The organism is Clostridium chauvoei (genome assembly GCF_002327185.1).
Lineage (GTDB): Bacteria > Bacillota > Clostridia > Clostridiales > Clostridiaceae > Clostridium > Clostridium chauvoei.
On the sequence record NZ_CP018624.1, the window covers coordinates 1,361,920 to 1,381,402 of the forward strand.

At 29.1% G+C, this 19,483-nt stretch carries 18 protein-coding genes and 1 pseudogene; 2 read left to right on the forward strand and 17 right to left on the reverse strand.

All coding sequences use genetic code 11. From position 1 onward, the window contains the following. The first annotated feature begins 32 nt into the window (after positions 1-32). Positions 33-1,220, forward strand: coding sequence for a sporulation integral membrane protein YlbJ (gene ylbJ, locus BTM21_RS06410; RefSeq protein ID WP_079481315.1), 1,188 nt, complete (start codon positions 33-35; stop codon positions 1,218-1,220). Here the strand turns inward: ylbJ and BTM21_RS06415 are convergent. The 6 genes from BTM21_RS06415 to BTM21_RS06440 form a co-directional block, all read right to left on the reverse strand. Further along, positions 1,206-1,742 carry a V-type ATP synthase subunit E gene (locus tag BTM21_RS06415; protein ID WP_079481314.1) on the reverse strand — a complete coding sequence of 179 codons (537 nt, stop codon included), beginning with the start codon at positions 1,740-1,742 and terminating at the stop codon, positions 1,206-1,208. The two genes, ylbJ and BTM21_RS06415, sit on opposite strands and share 15 nt — an antisense overlap. 15 nt (positions 1,743-1,757) lie before the next feature. Further along, a complete protein-coding gene (coaD, locus tag BTM21_RS06420) occupies positions 1,758-2,237 on the reverse strand; it encodes a pantetheine-phosphate adenylyltransferase (protein WP_021875529.1) in 480 nt (159 codons plus the stop codon). A 21-nt stretch (positions 2,238-2,258) separates the two neighbouring features. Then, complete coding sequence (gene rsmD, locus BTM21_RS06425; RefSeq protein ID WP_021875528.1) at positions 2,259-2,810, reverse strand: 16S rRNA (guanine(966)-N(2))-methyltransferase RsmD; 552 nt, start codon at positions 2,808-2,810, stop codon at positions 2,259-2,261. Between the two features lie 64 nt (positions 2,811-2,874). Next, positions 2,875-4,905 carry an ATP-dependent DNA helicase RecG gene (gene recG / locus BTM21_RS06430; RefSeq protein WP_021875527.1) on the reverse strand — a complete coding sequence of 677 codons (2,031 nt, stop codon included), beginning with the start codon at positions 4,903-4,905 and terminating at the stop codon, positions 2,875-2,877. Between the two features lie 102 nt (positions 4,906-5,007). Beyond that, positions 5,008-6,636, reverse strand: coding sequence for a DAK2 domain-containing protein (locus BTM21_RS06435; protein ID WP_021875526.1), 1,629 nt, complete (start codon positions 6,634-6,636; stop codon positions 5,008-5,010). 11 nt (positions 6,637-6,647) lie between these two features. Then, positions 6,648-6,998, reverse strand: a complete 351-nt coding sequence (locus BTM21_RS06440; RefSeq protein ID WP_021875525.1) for an Asp23/Gls24 family envelope stress response protein — start codon at positions 6,996-6,998, stop codon at positions 6,648-6,650. 254 nt (positions 6,999-7,252) lie between these two features. Here BTM21_RS06440 and rpmB point away from each other — a divergent pair, with 254 nt between their 5' ends. Beyond that, positions 7,253-7,444, forward strand: a complete 192-nt coding sequence (rpmB, locus tag BTM21_RS06445; RefSeq protein WP_008678335.1) for a 50S ribosomal protein L28 — start codon at positions 7,253-7,255, stop codon at positions 7,442-7,444. A gap of 275 nt (positions 7,445-7,719) precedes the next feature. On the opposite strand, the gene BTM21_RS06450 is transcribed toward rpmB, so the two are convergent. The 11 genes and pseudogenes from BTM21_RS06450 to priA form a co-directional block, all read right to left on the reverse strand. Next, positions 7,720-8,355: a thiamine diphosphokinase gene (locus tag BTM21_RS06450; RefSeq protein ID WP_021875524.1), complete on the reverse strand. Its 636-nt coding sequence runs from the start codon at positions 8,353-8,355 to the stop codon at positions 7,720-7,722. Beyond that, positions 8,356-9,003: a ribulose-phosphate 3-epimerase gene (gene rpe / locus BTM21_RS06455; RefSeq protein WP_079481312.1), complete on the reverse strand. Its 648-nt coding sequence runs from the start codon at positions 9,001-9,003 to the stop codon at positions 8,356-8,358. Further along, positions 8,997-9,866: a ribosome small subunit-dependent GTPase A gene (gene rsgA / locus BTM21_RS06460; protein WP_021875522.1), complete on the reverse strand. Its 870-nt coding sequence runs from the start codon at positions 9,864-9,866 to the stop codon at positions 8,997-8,999. Before rsgA ends, rpe begins: the two co-directional genes overlap by 7 nt. A 162-nt stretch (positions 9,867-10,028) precedes the next feature. Then, complete coding sequence (gene pknB, locus BTM21_RS06465; RefSeq protein WP_021875521.1) at positions 10,029-12,014, reverse strand: Stk1 family PASTA domain-containing Ser/Thr kinase; 1,986 nt, start codon at positions 12,012-12,014, stop codon at positions 10,029-10,031. A gap of 4 nt (positions 12,015-12,018) precedes the next feature. Beyond that, complete coding sequence (locus BTM21_RS06470; RefSeq protein WP_021875520.1) at positions 12,019-12,738, reverse strand: Stp1/IreP family PP2C-type Ser/Thr phosphatase; 720 nt, start codon at positions 12,736-12,738, stop codon at positions 12,019-12,021. Positions 12,739-12,751: 13 nt separating this feature from the next. Further along, the gene (gene rlmN / locus BTM21_RS06475; protein WP_096145380.1) at positions 12,752-13,783 is read right to left on the reverse strand and encodes a dual-specificity RNA methyltransferase RlmN; all 1,032 of its coding nucleotides are present in this window, start codon (positions 13,781-13,783) and stop codon (positions 12,752-12,754) included. Positions 13,784-13,791: 8 nt separating this feature from the next. Next, positions 13,792-15,111 carry a 16S rRNA (cytosine(967)-C(5))-methyltransferase RsmB gene (gene rsmB / locus BTM21_RS06480; RefSeq protein ID WP_021875518.1) on the reverse strand — a complete coding sequence of 440 codons (1,320 nt, stop codon included), beginning with the start codon at positions 15,109-15,111 and terminating at the stop codon, positions 13,792-13,794. Between the two features lie 12 nt (positions 15,112-15,123). Then, entirely contained in the window at positions 15,124-15,822 is a 699-nt protein-coding gene (locus BTM21_RS06485; RefSeq protein ID WP_021875517.1) for a zinc metallopeptidase, read from the reverse strand. Positions 15,823-15,844: 22 nt separating this feature from the next. Continuing rightward, positions 15,845-16,771 (reverse strand): methionyl-tRNA formyltransferase, encoded by a 927-nt coding sequence (gene fmt, locus BTM21_RS06490; protein WP_021875516.1) that lies wholly within the window; start codon positions 16,769-16,771, stop codon positions 15,845-15,847. 17 nt (positions 16,772-16,788) lie between these two features. Beyond that, positions 16,789-17,232 (reverse strand): peptide deformylase, encoded by a 444-nt coding sequence (def, locus tag BTM21_RS06495; protein WP_021875515.1) that lies wholly within the window; start codon positions 17,230-17,232, stop codon positions 16,789-16,791. A gap of 11 nt (positions 17,233-17,243) precedes the next feature. Beyond that, a pseudogene (priA, locus tag BTM21_RS06500) lies at positions 17,244-19,444 on the reverse strand (primosomal protein N'). Positions 19,445-19,483: the final 39 nt, after the last annotated feature.

Genomic DNA, 19,483 nt, shown 5'->3' on the forward strand with positions numbered 1-19,483 from the left:
GCATATAAATACTATAGATGGGAGTTGATTACATGTATAGTATTTATATTCTATGGCTTTTAATTATTGCACTTAGCATCATACTTATAAAGCTACTAAACATAAAAAAAAATTACATAGTATGTTTTTGTACTACAATTTTAATAATCTTATTTATACTTAATTTACAAGACTGTATGGATGCTGCTTTAATGGGATGTTCCTTAGTTGTTAAAGCAATAGTTCCAACTATATTTCCTTTTACAGTTATTTGTAATATTTTAATTTCTTATGATGGTATTGGACTTTATTCTAAAGTAATGGGTCCTCTTTTTTGCAAACCACTTGGTTTATCTAAAGCTTGTTCCTTCCCCCTTGCAGCTAGTTTCCTATGCGGATACCCATTAGGAGCCAAATACTGTAGTGAGATTTATGAAATGGGCTATATTAAAGAAAAAGAATATCTTAGAGTTTTAAATATAGCAACAAATGCAGGTCCTATTTTTTTAATCGGTTCTGTTGGAGCTGCTATGCTTTCTAGCCCCAAATATGGTTATATATTGCTTATAGCAAATTATTTATCTATTATTATTGTAGGATTTTTAACAAAAAGAAAAAATGAAAATTGCCAGTTTGATAGAGCAATTGCTCCAAATTTTAAAACTAAAAATTTTGGAACTGCTTTAAAACAGGCTATTGAAAGTGGAATAAACACAACTCTTACAGTTGGAGCTTTTGTTATTATGTTCTCTGTTTTTATAAGCATAATAAAAAACAATGCTCAAATAAGCATTGTTTTACACAGTTTAGAAGACTTACTTAAATTGCCTACTGATTCTTTATATGGACTCTTTTTAGGAAGCATCGAGTTTACAAACGGATGTAAATTAATTTCTACATCTACCTTATCTATTAATTTAAAACTTAGTATGATAAGTTTTATTTGCTCTTTTTCAAGTTTATCAGTTATAGCGCAAGTAAGTTCTGTTGTTAGTAAATATAATCCTCCAATGAAGAAATATATTTTTTGGAAGTTTATCCAAGGTGTACTTAGCTTTTTTATAACCTTTGGCGTTTCAAAAATATTTTTAAAGACTACTACCGTTTCTAATATAATAATTTCAACTGAAAAAATATATACTAATGCTTTTATATCTATTTTACCAGTTATATTACTTTTAATACTAACTCTAATATGCAAGGTTATTTTTAGAGTTTTAAGAAAATTACATACTTCTTAATTCTGCTATATTTTCCTTTATAACCTCTGAAGCTTCTGACATATTTTCATCTATTTCTTTAGCTACCTGTTCAAAGGAAGTTTGCATTGTTTTGATTAAAGCTATTTTTTTATTTTCTATCTCTCTATCAAGCTGAGTTAAAATTTCGTTTGAATACTCTCTTGATCCTAATCTAATTGCCTTGGCATCTCTTTGTGCTAGGGCAATTATTTCATTTGCTCTTATTTTAGCTTCTTTAACTATATCATGATTCTCTATATTTTTTTTCATTATTTCTAGAGTATCCTTTTTTAAGTTTTCATACTCCTTTTGAGCATCATTAAGTATTCTATCCTTTTCAGTTATAACCCATTTCGCCTTTTTTAGTTGATCTGGAAGTTCATGTATTATTTGATCTATAACTTCATCAATTTCTTTTTTATCCACCATAGTTTTCCCTGTAATAGGAACCTTTGGCGCATTTTCTATAATCTCTTGTAAATACTCTAAAAGTTCAATTATATTAGCTTCTTGTTTGTCCACAAACTCCACCCCTTTTTATTTTTTAATTTTATCTATAATCTCTGGAATAATCTCATCCGGGACAAGCCCCTTAATACATCCCCCAAATTTTGCCACTTGTTTTACAGAGGACGAGCTTACATATGAATACTCTGATGATGTCATCATAAAAACAGTCTCTATATTTGAATCTAATTTCGAATTCATAAGAGCCATTTGAAATTCATATTCAAAATCAGCAACTGTTCGTAAGCCTTTTAGAATTATATTAGAATTATTAATTCTTGCAAAATCAACTAATAACCCCTCAAACCTTAAAACCTCAACATTCTCTAAATCTTTAGTTACTTTTTCTATTAAAGCAACCCTTTCTTCTGAACTAAACAATCCCTTCTTATCTACATTAACTAGAACTGCCACTATAAGTTTATCAAAAGCCTTCGATCCTCTTTTTATTATATCTAAATGCCCATTTGTTATAGGATCAAAACTACCTGGATAAATGGCTACCTTCATTTTTATCCCCCTCAACCTGCTCTATTGGTATTTATAAAAACATACTGTTGTATTACCATATTTTCTACTTTTTGTTAGAACTATATTCTCATAACCTTCATAGATATCTTCTATTGTATCTATTTTTGTGACTATTATACCATTTTCTTTCAGCATATTATTTTCCTTAACTAATTTAATTGCCTCTGGTATCATTTCTTTACAATACGGAGGATCGATAAATATTATATCAAATACCTTTCCCTTTTTAGTTAAAGTTCTTAATGCTTCGTATGAATCCATATTTAAACCAAAACAGAAGTCTTCAAACTTTAAGTTTTCAATATTTTCCTTAAGTAAAGGGAATGTAACCGGACTTTTATCTACTAAATAAACTTCTTTAGCCCCTCTACTTGCTGCTTCTAATCCAAGACTCCCTGTCCCTGCAAATACATCAATAACCACAGCATCAGGTATATATCCCTGAACCATACTAAACATAGCTTCTTTTACTCTGTCTAAGGTTGGTCTAGTTTCCATAGTTGCAGGAGGTATTAACTTACGTCCTCTGGCTTTTCCCGCTATTATTCTCATTTAAATTCCTCCTTAGGTACTATCTTTTTAATTTTATCATAATATTTTTATATATACAATTTTTTTAATTAAAACAAATATACCTACTCCATCTTTCAATTGAATTAGCTATCTCTCTACACACTTTGATAGCATCAGATTCCTTTGACTTTATAAGCATATTAGCTTCTCCTCTTGCACATCTTAGTATATCTATATCTTCATATATATCTGCAAGTATAAGACCTTCAGCTCCACTTTGTTTTAACCCAAACATTTCACCTGAACCTCTAAGCTTTAAATCTTGTTCCGATATATAAAACCCATCTGTAGATTCTGTCATTATTTCCATTCTTTTTTTAGTATTATTACTTTTAGCTTTACCAATTAAAACACAGTAAGATTCATATTCTCCTCTTCCAACTCTCCCTCTTAATTGATGAAGCTGAGCTAACCCAAACCTTTCAGCATTTTCAATTATCATTACAGAAGCGTTAGGCACATTCACTCCTACTTCTATTACTGTTGTAGATATAATAACTTTAATCTTATTATCTTTAAAAGCTGTTATTATTCCATCTTTTTCTTGTGCTTTCATTTTCCCATGTAATATTTCTATTGGAATATTTTCAAACACACCATTTTTTAGCTCAGAAAATAACTTTTCAACTGAATTTAATTGCATTTTTTCATCATCTTCTATTAGTGGACATACTATATAAACCTGTCTCCCCTTATTAACTTCTTTAAGGGCTAAATCATATGCTAGATATCGTTTTTCTTCATTAAAAAATTTAGTATCTATTTTTTTTCTTCCTGGAGGAAGTTTATCTATTATTGATACATCTAAGTCCGAGTATAAATATAAAGCTAGTGTTCTTGGAATAGGAGTAGCTGTCATAACAAGTACATCTGGTCTTCTTCCCTTATTAATAAGCTTACTTCTTTGTTCTACACCAAATCTATGCTGTTCATCAGTAACTACTAAACCTAAATTCTTAAACTCTACATCCTCTTGTATAAGAGCATGAGTCCCTATTACAAGAAAAGCCTTATCAGAAGATATTTTTTCCTTTATTCTTCTTTTTTCTTTTAAGGTAGTGCTTCCAGTTAATAGTTCTACATCTACATCAAAACCCATAAACAACTTTTTAGCCTCTGCATAATGTTGATTTGCTAATATTTCTGTAGGAACCATCAAAGATGCTTGATATCCATTTTTAATAACATTAAATATAGCTATTAATGCAACTATAGTTTTCCCACTTCCAACATCTCCTTGAACTAATCTATTCATAGAATACATACTTTTTTGATCTCTTAAAATTTCACGCACAACTTTAGTTTGAGCATCAGTTAAACTAAAGGGAAGAGATGCTTTTAACTCTCTAAGCTCCTCTACCCATTGAAAGTTTATGCCTTCACTTCCTCTAAGTTTATTTTTTAATAAAAGTAATTTCATAGAGTATGTAAATAGTTCTTGAAACTTAAGCCTTATAATAGCTTTATCTAACTCATTTTTACCTTTAGGAAAATGTATATTTCTAATGGCTTCATCTAAAGAAGTTAACTTATACTTTTCTATAATATATTTAGGTAAATTTTCTGTAATAATTATTTCTTGTAAAATTTGATTAATAAGTTTTGTTATTATCCTATCACTTAAATCTCCCTTTAATGGATATTTAGGTATTATTTCATTTTCTTTAGCATCTTTATAACCATTTATAGGATTTATTATTTCTAGTCTATTTCCAACTTTTTTAAATTTCCCTACTAGATCATAAACTCCACCTATTCTATAGGATGCTTTTATATATTTTTGATTAAACCATTTCCCTTCAACTACATATCCTCTATAATCAAATATAATGGTAGATATAATTTTACCCGTTTTAGTTCTTACATCCCTTCCAAACTCAACAACTCTACATGTTAGAATTTGTTTTTCATTTTCATCTATTTCCTGAAAATCTATATTTCCCCTTATAAACTCATAATCTCTAGGAAAGTATAATAGCAAATCTAAAATAGTAAAAATACCACACTTATTTAATCTTTCTGTAAGCTTAGGTCCAACTCCCTTTACAGAAGATATATCTTGTGAAATATTCATAATATCACCTCTAGCAAATTGTTATATAGCATTAAAGCACAAGATATTACTAACTGTAAACAGCTTTAATATCCTGTGCTTATATCTTTTCTTATTTAAAGTTTATTCTACTGACATTATGAAATAGTAAAGAGGTTGTTCTCCACTATAACATTGAACATCAAAGTCACTATACTTATCTTCTAACTTCGATACAAACTCATTTAATTTTTCTTCATCCACATCTTTTCCATAGAATATGGTAATAAGTTCACTATCTTCATCTATCATTTCTTCTAAAACTTCTTCTGCAATATTAAAATAGTCTTCTCCAACTTTTTTAATCTTACCTTCAACTAAACCTAACATGTTTCCTTCTTTTATTTCTATTCCATCCATTTCTGTATCTCTAACGGCATATGTTACAGATCCTGTTTTAACCATTTCAATAGTTTCTTTTAAAGCTTCTTCATTTTCATCTACTTCACCTTCATGGTTAAACATAGTAATACAAGTTATTCCTTGTGGAATTGTCTTAGTTGGTATTACTCTTACATCTTTTTCTGAAATTTCAGCTGCTTGATTTGCTGACATAATAATGTTTTTATTATTTGGAAGTATAAATATATGTTCAGCATTTAATTTTTCTATGCATTCCATTATATCTTGAGTTGAAGGATTCATTGTTTGACCACCTTCTATTACGTAGTCAACTCCTAAATCTTTAAATATATTTGTAATTCCAGTACCCATTGCTACTGAAATAAACGCATATTTTTTTATTTCTTCTTCTTCCACTGCTACTGTTTCGTTATCATAGAACTCTTTTTCCATAAGTTCTCTATGTTCTTCTCTCATATTATCGATCTTAATCTTTGATAACTCACCTAATTTAACAGCTCTTGAAAGAACGTCTCCAGGGTCATTTGTATGAATATGTACTTTTATTACATCTTCATATCCAACAACCACTGCTGAATCTCCTAAAGTTTCTATTTCTGCTCTAAAAGCTTCTGCTTTAGTAGCATCTCCTAAGACAATAAATTCTGTACAATATCCAAATTTAATATCTATATCTTCTATTCCTTTTGCACTAGCTGTTGCTTGAGCTGGATTAATATCTTTAATTTCAGCTTTTATATCATCTTTTAATGCATCATACATGCCTTTAAGTATTATATATAATCCCATACCACCTGAGTCTACTACTTTTGCCTTTTTTAATGCAGGTAGTAATTCCGGAGTTTTATCTAGCATCTTTTTAGATTCTAGAACTACTATGTTCATAAGTTCCACTAGGTCTTTTGCTTCTGCTTCTATTGCTGCTTCTGCTGCTGCTCTTATAACTGAAAGTATTGTTCCTTCTGTAGGTCTCATAACAGCTTTGTAGGCTGAATTACTTCCTTCTTTTAATGCTATTGCAAATTCAATTGCATCTACTTCTTCTTTTTCTTCTAATCCTTTAGAAATCCCTCTAAGTATTTGTGAAAGAATAACTCCTGAGTTTCCTCTTGCTCCCATAAGAGCACCCTTTGCAAGTTTCTTAGATGATTCTCCTATAGAATTTGAATTAAGGCCTTCTATCTCTTTAACTGCCGCTTTAAAAGTTGCTGACATATTTGTTCCTGTATCTCCATCTGGAACAGGGAATACATTTAAAGCATTAACAAAATCACTTTGTTCTAACAACCTATTGCTACCATTAACAACCATGTTATAAAAGTCATGGCCATTTATTTTTTGATATTTCATCCTTTTACCTCCTAGACTCTAACAGCTTGAACATTTACTGTAACAGATGAAACTTTTAAACCAGTAAAATTTTCTACACTATAACGTACCTTTTGTATTATATTATTTGCAATTACAGAAATTTTATTTCCATATTCGACCATCACAAATAATTCTATTTCTAATTTATTATCTTCATTAAAGTTAAGCTTAACGCCCTTACTTAAGTTTTCTATTCTCATAAGTTCCCAAAAGCCTTCTGTAGCATTTTTAGAAACCATTCCTACTACTCCATAACATTCCATTGTTGAAAGTCCAACGATCTTGCCCAAAACATCTTCTGAGTAATGAATGTTCCCAAGTTCATTTGAATATCCTACCATTTATAGATCCCTCCTTATAAATATCCTTATACTATATTTTATATTACTTATAATTATTATTCAAGTGTAATTATTAAACTGTAGATATCTGTAGAGAATTTTGATAATTAGAATTTTTTTTATAAATTCGTCATATTTTATATTATGTTCAAGTTTTTTTATTTTTTACTTGCAAATTTATCACTTTATATGATAAAATGTAATCTGTCCTATTGAAGAGAAATTATCTTCAAAACATAAGGAGGTGTTTTCAAGTGGCAAGAAGATGCGAAGTTTGTAATAAAGGTGTAGTATCAGGTACTCAATACTCTCACTCACATCGTCAATCAAAGAGAACTTGGGCTCCTAACATAAAGAGAGTAAAGGCTTTAGTTAATGGAACACCAAAAACAGTTCATGTATGTACAAGATGCCTTAGATCTGGTAAGGTTCAAAGAGCAATATAAGTTCAGATAAAAAATGCAATTGATTAGTCAATTGCATTTTTTATATTTTAAAGAGTATAACCACAAACTCTTTATTATTTATACATATCTTAACTTTTTCATATGTACTAATTACTTTCTTCTAAAAAACTTTATAAAGTTTGATAGGAACTTTGGTAATTTTATAGCGATTATTTTCATCTAAAATCCCCCCTTATAATAATAAAAATCACTCATCCCTTTATACTTATTGTATGCAGCATATTGGAATTGAGTGATTAATTTTTAAAAAAACTTTAATCTTTTGTATATAAAACCATTAGAGTTCCATTTTTAAAGTTAATCTCTATAGGCTTATCTAAAAACTCATTAGATACTGTTAATGAATCTCCTACAGCTAAATCATAATTATTTAACTCATACTTAGCTCCCTTTATAGTTAATTCACTTACTAAATCTGAATAAGCATGAAAAGATATAATATCGCCATAATTACCATAAAGAATCTCTGGTTTATTTATCATATATATTTTATTATTATCATCTATTATTTCGGCTTTAACACCTAATTGTAGAGCTTTTAGCAAAAGCCCTATATTACCTAATGCATGATCATATCTAGTGCCTGTAGCTCCAAGTAAGACTATTTCTGTAGCTCCTTTATCTATAGCTAAATTAAAAGCACTAGTTGTATCTGTAAAGTCTTTTTCCTCTTTAAATTTGGTTTTGGGTACTCCAAGTTGTTCTAGCTTTAAAATTGTTTCTTTTGAAGCTGAATCAAAATCTCCTAATACATAATCAGGTATTATTTTATTTTGAATAAGTACTTCACAGCCTCTATCTGCACCAATTATAAGATTTCCATCTTTAATTATATTTTCTAAAAGTTTCTTAGAAGGTGCCTTTCCCCCTGAAACAATTATAGCTTTCATTTATTCCCCTCTTAAAACCTTTATATTTTCTTTGTATTTCCCATCACCAAATACTGCTGAACCTGCAACTAATACATTAGCTCCAGCTTCTATTAAAGTTTTAGCATTAGTTTTATCTACTCCACCATCAACTTCAATTAATAAATCTTTATTTAAATCTTTGCTCATTTCTTTTACTTCTTTAATTTTATCTAAAGCATAAGGAATAAACTTTTGCCCACCAAAGCCTGGATTTACTGACATAATAAGTACCATATCTACACTACTTATAATATCTTTTAATACCATTGTAGGTGTACCTGGATTTAAAGCAACACCTGCTTTAACTCCTTTTGATTTTATATATTGAATGGCTCTATCTATATGTCTATCTGCTTCATAGTGCACTGTTATTATATCTGCTCCCGCTTCTACAAAAGCATCTATATAATTTGCAGGGTTTTCTATCATTAAATGTACATCAAATATTTTTTCTGTTTTATTTCTTATTGATTTTATAATTGGTAATCCAAATGATATATTAGGTACAAATGACCCATCCATTACATCTATATGAATAACCTCTGCTCCTGCCTTGTCTATACTTTGTATTTCTTCTCCTAATTTTGAAAAATCTGCTGATAAAATTGAAGGTGCTATCCTTACCATTTATTATTCCTCCCATCCATTATTTCTTCTAATGTTCTAATATAAAATTTATATCTATATTCATTAATTTTGCCTTCTTGCACAGCTTCTTTAACTGCACATTTAGGTTCTTTATTGTGAAGACATCCTCTAAATTTACATTCATGATTATATTCTTCAAACTCTGGAAAACAATATCTAAGTTCTTCTTTATCTATGAAGTTTACTTCTAGAGTTGAAAAACCTGGAGTATCTACTAAATAACCCTCTGATATCTCTATTAGTTCGCTATGTCTAGTTGTATGCTTTCCTCTACCTATTTTATCTGAAACACTTCCAGTTTCCATATGATCTCTATTTATTAATTTATTTATTAGAGTAGATTTACCTGCTCCTGATGGACCACATAATACTGTTTCATTTCCTTTAAGTTTTTCCTTAAGGCTATCTATTCCTTCGCCTTTTTTTGCATTTATATATAATACTTCATAACCTATATCATTAATTTTTTTCCTTACTTCTTCTCTTTCTTCATTTGAAACTAAATCTACTTTATTTAAACAAACTATTGATTTTATATTATTATGTTCACAAAGAACTAAAAATCTATTTAAAAGATCAAAATTAATATCTGGGTTTTTAATTGCAAAAACAACAAAGGCTTGTGTGACATTTGCTACTGTTGGTCGTATGAGTTCTGATGATCTTTCTAATATATCTTCTATAACTCCCTTACCATTTTCAACTTTTATAATAACATTATCACCAACTATAGGCTTTATATCTTTATGTCTAAACTTCCCTCTTGCTTTACACTCTATTAGCCCGTCTTCAGTTTTAATGTAATAAAATCCACCAATTCCCTTAATTATTTTTCCTTCCATAATATCTCCTTATATTTTATTCTCCTTATTTATAATAAACAGATTTCACCAAAAAATGCAAACAATTTTTCACATATATATTTATTTATATTAATTTTTATAAAATTATATATGTAATAAGAAAAAGGAAACCAATTAAATTGATTTCCTAAATTCTTTCCGTTATTGATTACCTATAGGTGGTTTTTCTTCTCCATTACCACTTTCAGGTTTAGGCGGATTTTCTTGTTCCTTTTTATTTGTTGTTAAAGTAACTGTTTCACCTTCTTTAACACTCTTTGTAAAATCTGCTACTTTATCTCCATCTCCAGATACTGCTACATTTATACCAGCACCTTTAAGAAGTGCTTTGGCTTCATTTACTGGCATATTAATATAAATACCTAATCCTGCAATATCTATTATTTTTTCTTCATATTTTCCTACAGTAATAGAAACTGAAGTTCCTTCTTCTACTTTTGTACCTTTTATTGATTGTGAAAGAACTTTTCCATCTTCATTTTTATTATTAGTAGTTTGATAATTTACTGATACTGAAAGTTTAAGCCCTTCTAATGTTGATTTTCCATCACCTTCACTATATCCTACAACATTAGGTACATCTACAAGTTTAATTTCTGGACCCTTACTTACAACTACCTCTATTTTAGTATCTTTTTTAATTTCAGCCTTAGCAGCTGGACTTTGACTTATAAAATATCCTTTTGGAACACTATTACTAAATTGTTCTGTTATCGTATAATTTTTATATCCTTGTAAATCAAAGTATTGTTTTATATTATCAACTTCATAATCTCTAAAATCAGGCATTTTTAACTTTTCTTCTCCACCTGATACAATTACCTTAACCTTTGATTTTTTCTTTACCTTAGTTCCAACTTTAGGATTCACATCAATAATAGTTCCTTCTGGTTTATCACTCTTTTCAGTTCCTACCTCTTCAAGCTCTAATCCTAATTTATCAAGTTCCTTTTTAGCATCATCTAATTTCTTACTTTCAATATTAGGTACTTCAACTTCCTTGCTGCTTGATCCCTTAGTTAAAAAGAAACCGCCCACTCCAATTGCTAGTAATGCTAAAATCCCTACTATAGCTATAATTACCTTTTTATTATTATTTTTTTTCTTAGGTTTATTTTCTTTAGTCTTTCTCTTTTTAAATAAACCATCCTCTTCATCATCATCTTCGTAGTCTTCTTCATCGTATTCATCATCTTCGTCGTAATATTCATCTTTAAGACTTGTAATTTGAGTTGTCTTATCATTATCCATTGTAATTGGAGACATTACGATTGTATGTTGATCATCCATTGAAGGTTTTTCTCCAATGATAACATCAGGATTTTGTTGTATTTTTTGAAGATCCTGTATAATATCCTTTGCACTTTGATATCTTTTTACTGGTGTTTTTTCCATAGCCTTTAATATAAGCTTATTTAAGCTATCAGGAATTGATGGATTCAAACTCTTTGGTGAGACAGGCTCTTCTTGTAAGTGCTTAAGAGCTACAGTAACTGGGGAATCCCCCTCAAAAGGTAATTTTCCAGTTACCATTTCATATAAAACTACACCTAAAGAATATAAATCAGTTCTAAAGTCAATATAAGTTCCCTTAGCTTGTTCTGGTGATAAATAATGTGCTGATCCTATTATACTTGTTGTATTTGTTATAGTAGAGGAATCTGTTGATTTTGCTATTCCAAAATCTGTAACTTTTATTCCGCCACCTTCTGTTACTAATATATTTTGTGGCTTTATATCTCTATGAATAATGTTATTTTTATGAGCACATTCTAATGCTTTAGCAATTTGAAGCGCTATTTTTATAGCTGTAGCATAACCAAGTTTTCCATTATATTGTATGAAATCTTTTAAAGTTTTACCATTTACGTATTCCATAACAATATAATTTATATCATCTTGAGTTCCAACATCTAAAACATTAACTATATTAGTATCTGACAAGTTTGCAATAGCAGTTGCTTCTCTCTTAAATTTTTGTGATATTTCTTCGTTGTTTGCAAATTCCTTTTTTAGAATTTTAACGGCAACAAATCTATTTAACTTATTACATTTAGCTTTAAAAACTTCTGACATTCCGCCTTCGCCGACTTTTTCAAGAAGTTCATATCTGTCTCCTAATACCATTCACTTACACCTCTCCTTCAAATAGTACTACTGTTATATTATCCCTTCCACCTCTTGATTTAGCTAGGTCTATCAATATTTCACAAACCTCACCTAAATTAGAATACTCACTTAGAATAGATAAAATATCATTGGATTTCACTTCGTTACTTAGACCATCTGAACACAACAAAAACAAATTGTACTTCTTAGGATTTACTTTAAATATATCAACTTCAACCCATTCCTTTGTTCCTATTGCTCTTGTAATTATATTTCTTTGCGGGTGTTTTTCAGCTTCTTCCTCTGTAATACTTCCAAAATCTAATAATTCTTGTACTAACGAATGGTCTTTAGTTATTTTTTCAATTACTTCTCCCTTTATGCCATAACATGAGCTATCTCCCACGTTTGCAACTTGAATAAATTCATCTGTTATTAGACATGCAGTTAGAGTTGTCCCCATCCCTCTATATTCTTCTTCTCCATGAGAAAACTCATAAACTTTAATGTTTGCATATTCTACTGCTTCTTTTAAGATGTTATATCTATTTTCATAGTTAAAATTCTTTTCAATAAATTCAATTACTTTCTTGGATGCCATTTCACTAGCTACTTCACCAGCATTATGACCTCCCATACCATCTGCTACAACAAAAACTCTATATTTTTCCTCTTCTTTATATAAGGCATAATCTTCATTTAATTTTCTAACGTTTCCCACATCACTTTTTATACCAACCATCAATACCCACTCCTTACATTTGGGTTTCTAAAAACTTACGTCTTATTTGTCCACAGGCTGCATTAATATCGCTTCCCATTTCTCTTCTTACTGTAACTTCTATCCCTTGACTTTTTAAAATTTCTTCAAAATCTGTAATAGTTTTTTTAGAAGGTCTTTTTAGTGTATTTTCTTTTATTTCATTAACAGGAATAAGATTAACATGGCATAACATACCCTTTAAAAGTTTTCCTAAAGATTTTGCATCTTCTTTTCCATCATTCACTCCTGATACTAAAGAATATTCAAAAGTAATACGTCTTCCTGTCTTTTCTATGTAATACCTACAGGCCTCTAAAATCTCTTTTATTGAATATTTATTAGCTATTGGCATTATTTCTCTTCTTTTCTCATCACTAAATGCATGAAGTGAAATTGCTAAAGTTATACTTGATTCTTTATCTGCAAGATCATAAATATTAGGAACTAAACCACAAGTTGAAAGTGTAATATGTCGTTGTCCAATATTTAGCCCATAATCTGAATTTACTAATTCTAAAAATTTAAGTACATTTTCATAATTATCTAAAGGTTCTCCACTTCCCATTAACACTACATTTGAAATTCTTTCACCAATTACGTTTTGAGCTACCATAATTTGAGATAATATTTCTCCTGCTGTTAAATTTCTAACTCTTCCATCAAGAGTTGAGGCACAGAACTTACATCCCATCCTGCACCCAACTTGTATTGAAATACAAATTGAATAACCATGTTTATATTTCATAATTACACTTTCAATAATATTTCCATCATTAAAACCAAGTAATAGCTTTTGTGTATTATCTATTTTAGATTCAAATCTTTCTACTATTTTAGGAATACCTATATAAAAGTTACTATTTAACTTTTCTTGTAAAGCCTTAGGGATATTTCTCATTTCATAAAAATCCCAAACTTCTTTATAAATCCAAGAAAGTACTTGTTTTGCTCTAAATGCACTTTCTTTATTGTCCTTCATCCAAGCTATAAGCTCCTCTAAAGTGTAATCTAATATATTTTTCATTATTTCACCTACATTGTTTTTTGTATTTTAGCAATATAGAAGCCATCCATATGTTCATTTGGTAATATAGTTAATGTACCATCTTGGTTATATATAAAGTTACTATTATTTCCAATAAATATCTTTTCTATTTTAGCATCTTTATGCTTTGACATAAACCATTGTATATTTTCTTCATTTTCTTCTTTGTTTAATGTACATGTTGAATATACTAATGTACCATTTGGTTTTAAGTATTGCCAAGCATTATCCATTATTTCTCTTTGTATTGGAACTAAATCCTTTAATTGCTGTCTAGTTTTATTCCATTTTATTTCTGGTTTTTTTCTTATTATTCCAAGACCTGAACATGGAACGTCAATAAGAACTTTATCTGATGAGGATATATACTCAACATTTAATTTAGTTGCATCCATAACTAAAGTCTTTACATTTGTTAAACCAAGTCTATTAATATTTTCTTCTATTAATGATAATTTATTTTCATGTAAATCAAAAGCTAATACTTCTCCTGTATTATTTAATAATTCTGCTATATGAGTTGTTTTTCCACCTGGTGCTGCACAAAGGTCTAAAACTTTATCTCCTTCTTTAGCATCTAAAATAGGTGCTACAAGCATAGCGCTTTCATCTTGAACAGTTATTAACCCTTCATTAAATAATTCATTTCTTTCTATGCCTTTTCCGCCTTTTATTTCAATAGCTTCTGGGCAAGCATATCCTTCTTCAATGTCATATTGCATTGTTTCTAACTTTTCATAAACTTCATCATAATCTGATTTAATACTATTAACTCTTACTGTTGTTTTAGGAGTTTCATTTAAACCTGCCATAAGTTTTAAAGTTCTTTCTTCTCCATATTGTTTTATAAATAATCTTATCATCCATGGTTGAAGAGAGAATTTATATGCTAATTCATCAATTCTATTTCCTGGTACAACTAATTCTTTTTCATCTTTAATGTAATTTCTTAATATACCATTTACAAGCTTTGATGCTTCTAAAGAAACTTCTTTAGCTTCTTCTACAGCTTCATTACATGCTGCATATTCAGGAACTTTATCTAGAAAATGTATCTGATAAATTGCAACTCTTAATATGTTTAATACAGTTTCATCCATAAGTTTAATGTCTTTTACAAAGTTTCCTATAATAACATCTAAAGTCTTTTTTCTTCTTAAAGTTCCGTAAACTAATTCAGTTATTAATCCCTTATCTAAATCTGAGATTTCGTTATTATTAAGTTCATTTGAAAGAACTATATTTGAGTATGCTCCTTCTTCTAAAACTCTTTGAACTATTTGTCTTGCTAGTTTTCTACTATTCATCTTTATACCTCTTTAATTATCATTATATCTATTATTTAATGCTATTAATCTTATTAATTGAGAAATAGCCATCAATGTAGCAGCAACATAAGTCATTGCAGCTGCATCTAATACATTTTGTGCACCTTTTATTTCATCTCCATATAAAAACCCTCTAGTTTTTAAAATGGAAAGTGCTCTAGTTGAAGCATTAAATTCTACTGGAAGAGTTACTAATTGATATAAAACTGCTGCTCCAAAGAATATAATACCAAATCTCGCTAACATAGGAGAACCAAAAAATATTCCAATCATAAATAAAATCATTGAAAGTTGACTCCCTATATTAACTACTGGGGCTATTTGAGTTCTTAGAACTAATGGTTTATAGCTAGTTTGATGTTGAATTGCATGACCACACTCATGAGCTGCTATTCCAGCTGCTGCAATAGTTGCTCCATCATATACTTCTGGCGAAAGTCTAACTACTTTTGAAGTTGGATCATAATGGTCTCCCAAGTGAGTGCTTACTCTTTCCAATCTTACATCAAAAAGTCCTGCTGAGTCTAATATATTTCTTGCAATTTCACTCCCTGTATTCCCATTTATAGTTCTAACACTTCTATATTTTTTGTAAGTACTATCTACTTTCATTTGGGCCCAAAAAGCTATTATAACTGCTGGAATTAAGATTATATATGTTGGATCAAAATAAAAACCTGGATAAAACATACTATCCTCTCCTTAAAAATTACTATCCTAAAATAATATTTTCTTTAATTTCATTCCCATTTATATATTGTTCTATAGTTAAAGGCTTTCCATTTGGAAATTGTACTTTTTTTATTAATAATGTCCCCTTTGATGTAGCAACTTTAATCCCATCCTTTGAAACTTTTAATATAGTTCCTGGTGCTTTATTGCTTTCTTCATTTAAAACATCTGCACTATAAATCTTCATAGACTGATCTTCATATTTAGTATGTGCAATAGGCCATGGATTAAGTCCTCTAATTAAATTATTTATCTTTTCTGCTGAATCATTCCAGTTTATTTTGCCAAGATCTTTATTTAACATTTTAGCATAGAAAGTTTCACCTTCTTGTTTAATTGGCTTTATGGTGTTATTTACTAAACCTTCTATAGTATCTACTAAAAGATCTCCTCCTGTACTCATTAAAATATCATGGAGTTCTCCAGCTGTCATGTCTTCTGTGATATCAACTTCATTTTTAAGAAGCATATCCCCTGTATCAAGGCCTACATCCATAAGCATAGTTGTATTTCCTGACTTCTTTTCACCATTTATTATTACCCAATTTAATGGTGCTGCACCCCTATACATTGGTAGTAAAGATGCATGAAGGTTTATACAGCCATATTTAGGTATATCTAATACTTCTTTAGTTAAGATTTGCCCAAAAGCTACAACTATTATAAAATCTGGTTTTAATTCTTTTAAATATTCTATACACTCTCTATCGTCCTTAAGTTTTATTGGTTGATATACTGGTATATTATTTTCTATAGCAACTTCTTTTACTGGTGAAAAAGCCATTTTCTTTCCTCTACCCTTAGGTTTGTCAGGTTGCGTAAATACGCTTTCTACTCCATAGGTTTCTATAAGCTTTTTTAAAGAAGGTACAGAAAAATCTGGTGTTCCCATAAATACAATCTTCATAAAGTATCCTCCAGTGACTATTTAATATGATCTATAAATAATGTTCCATATAAATGATCATTTTCATGTAATACAGCTCTTGCTAATAGCTCTGTTGCTTCTAAAATAAATTCTTCACCATTTTCATTTAAAGCTTTTACTTTTACATAATTTGGTCTTTCTATTTCAGCCATTTCTCCTGGAATACTAAGACATCCTTCTTCTCCTGTTTGTGATCCACTAGTTTCTAGTATTTCTGGATTTATAAATACTCTAATTCCAGCACCATCGTAAACATCTATTACAAATATTTTTTGAAGAATTCCTATTTGTGGTGCTGCAAGCCCAACTCCATCTGCTTCATACATTGTGTCTGCCATATCATCTAAGATTTGTAACGTTCTAGAAGTTATTTTTTCAACTGTTTTACAATTCTTTCTTAATACTTCATCTCCATTTTTTCTTATATTTCTAATTCCCATTTTATTTCCTCCTATGCTAAATTATTTGGGTTAATGTCAATACTTACTCTTATTTCATTATATACATTCTTATTAAACTGATAAAGTCTATCCTTAATTTTTTTACAAAATTCTATAGAAATATCCCCTTTAAATAAAATTTGCCATCTATAATTATCTTTTATTTTAGTTACAATACAAGGAACAGGTCCTAACATATCTATAGAAGTATATTCATTTTTTATTTTTTCAAAATCTATACTTACTTTTTTCATAAAATCTTTAAGTTTATCTTCATCTTTAGAAATTCCATTAACTAATAGTATTTTACCAAAAGGAGGATAACACATCAAACCTCTCATGGTAAATTCTTCATTGTAAAAACCTTCGTAATCATAATTCTTTGCATATAATAAGCTATAATGATCTGGTGTATAGGTTTGTATAAATACTTTACCTTCTTTTTCCCCTCTACCTGCTCTTCCTGCAACTTGTGTTATTATTTGAAAAGTTCTCTCTGCAGCTCTAAAATCTGAAACATTTAATGAAATGTCTGCAGCTAAAACTCCAACCACTGTAACGTTTGGAAAATCTAATCCCTTCGAAATCATTTGAGTTCCAATTAAAATATCTGCCTCTTTATTCTTAAAGGAATTATATATAGCTTCATGTGAATTCTTATTTCTTGTAGTTTCTGCATCCATTCTTAATACTTTTACATCTTTAAAGTATTTTAAAACTTCTTCCTCTACTCTCTGTGTCCCAGCCCCAAAAAACTTTACATATTTACTTTTGCATTTAGGACATATTTTAGGTTGCTTTTCTACTTTACCACAATAATGACAAACTAAAAAACCATTTTTATGATAAGTCATAGAAATATCACATTTTGAGCATTTAAATACATATCCACAGCTTCTACATGATACAAAGGTTGAAAAACCTCTTCTATTTAAAAATAGTATTATTTGCTCTTTTCTTTTTAAAGCTTCTTTTATTTCATAATAAAGTCTGTTACTAAATAAAGATATATTCCCTAAGCTCAACTCTTTTCTCATATCTATAATTTCCATTATAGGCATAGGCTTTAAATCTACTCTATTTTTAAGTTCAACAAGCTCTATTTCTCCTGAAATAGCTCTATAATAGTTTTCTATAGTTGGAGTTGCAGATCCTAAAATAACTTTGCAATTCTTTAAAGAACTTATAAACTCAGCCACTTCTTTAGTTTGATACTTTGGATTCTGTTCAGATTTATAGGTATTCTCATGTTCTTCATCTATAATTATAAAACCTAACTCTTTAACAGGTAAAAATAAGGCACTTCTTGCTCCTATAATTACTTTAGCCTTACCTTCTTTTATCCTATACCATTCATCAAACCTCTCTCCATCTGAAAGCTTACTATGAAATAATGATACTTCTTTTCCAAATCTACCTTTAAATCGTTCTATCATTTGAGGTGTTAAAGCTATCTCTGGCACTAATATTATTGAAGATTTATCTTCTTTTAATGCTTTATCAACTAAACGCATATAAACTTCCGTTTTACCTGAACCTGTAACCCCTTTTAAAAGTACAACGTTCTTTTCTGTGTTATTTATTTTATTTATGGCTATTTCTTGTTCTTTAGTTAGTGGTTTTTCAATAAAGCGATCATATACATTGGTATTATATCTATAAACTATTTCTTCTTCTGAAGATAAATATCCTTCCTCAATAAGTTTATTTATTTTATATAAGGATAATGAATACTCTTTTGTTAATTCAGCTTTTGTAAATTTCCCATTGTTATTTTTTATAAAATCTAAAATTTCTTTATATCGTTCTCTTTTTTATAATCCAGTATATCCTTTTCAAATACTATTACCTTTTTGCTCTTAGGCTTAATCCCTTTTAAAACTCCATGGGGAATTATAAGCCTTATAGCATCGATGTATTTACACAAATAATTTTCTCTTAAAAACTCAATTAATTTCAAATCATTTTTATTTAATACTGGCTCCTCTAAAAATATTGATTTTACTTTTTTTATTCTTATACCTTTAGGTTCATCTTGATTTTTTACATTTAAAATGAATCCATATGTGCTAGTATTTTTAATACCAAAAGGAACCTTAACAAGCTGCCCTACTTTTATTAATCCTTTTAGTTCTTCAGATACTTCATAAGTAAATGGTCTATCTATATCTAATGCATCGCTATTTACTATTATTTCTGCATATATTTTCAAATTTATCACCTTTTTTATTTAGGTTTTAATATAATTTTT

Coding starts and splice junctions, on each gene's coding strand:
- BTM21_RS06435 (WP_021875526.1), bottom strand. CDS start 6,636: ATGAAATATCAAAAAATAAATGGCCATGACTTTTATAACATGGTTGTT.
- BTM21_RS06450 (WP_021875524.1), bottom strand. CDS start 8,355: ATGAAAGCTATAATTGTTTCAGGGGGAAAGGCACCTTCTAAGAAACTT.
- recG (WP_021875527.1), bottom strand. CDS start 4,905: ATGAATATTTCACAAGATATATCTTCTGTAAAGGGAGTTGGACCTAAG.
- rlmN (WP_096145380.1), bottom strand. CDS start 13,783: ATGAAAAATATATTAGATTACACTTTAGAGGAGCTTATAGCTTGGATG.
- rpe (WP_079481312.1), bottom strand. CDS start 9,003: ATGGTAAGGATAGCACCTTCAATTTTATCAGCAGATTTTTCAAAATTA.
- rsmD (WP_021875528.1), bottom strand. CDS start 2,810: ATGAGAATAATAGCGGGAAAAGCCAGAGGACGTAAGTTAATACCTCCT.
- pknB (WP_021875521.1), bottom strand. CDS start 12,014: ATGGTATTAGGAGACAGATATGAACTTCTTGAAAAAGTCGGCGAAGGC.
- BTM21_RS06440 (WP_021875525.1), bottom strand. CDS start 6,998: ATGGTAGGATATTCAAATGAACTTGGGAACATTCATTACTCAGAAGAT.
- BTM21_RS06485 (WP_021875517.1), bottom strand. CDS start 15,822: ATGTTTTATCCAGGTTTTTATTTTGATCCAACATATATAATCTTAATT.
- coaD (WP_021875529.1), bottom strand. CDS start 2,237: ATGAAGGTAGCCATTTATCCAGGTAGTTTTGATCCTATAACAAATGGG.
- fmt (WP_021875516.1), bottom strand. CDS start 16,771: ATGAAGATTGTATTTATGGGAACACCAGATTTTTCTGTACCTTCTTTA.
- BTM21_RS06470 (WP_021875520.1), bottom strand. CDS start 12,738: ATGGTTGGTATAAAAAGTGATGTGGGAAACGTTAGAAAATTAAATGAA.
- rsmB (WP_021875518.1), bottom strand. CDS start 15,111: ATGAATAGTAGAAAACTAGCAAGACAAATAGTTCAAAGAGTTTTAGAA.
- def (WP_021875515.1), bottom strand. CDS start 17,232: ATGGGAATTAGAAATATAAGAAAAAATGGAGATGAAGTATTAAGAAAG.
- rsgA (WP_021875522.1), bottom strand. CDS start 9,866: ATGGAAGGAAAAATAATTAAGGGAATTGGTGGATTTTATTACATTAAA.
- ylbJ (WP_079481315.1), top strand. CDS start 33: ATGTATAGTATTTATATTCTATGGCTTTTAATTATTGCACTTAGCATC.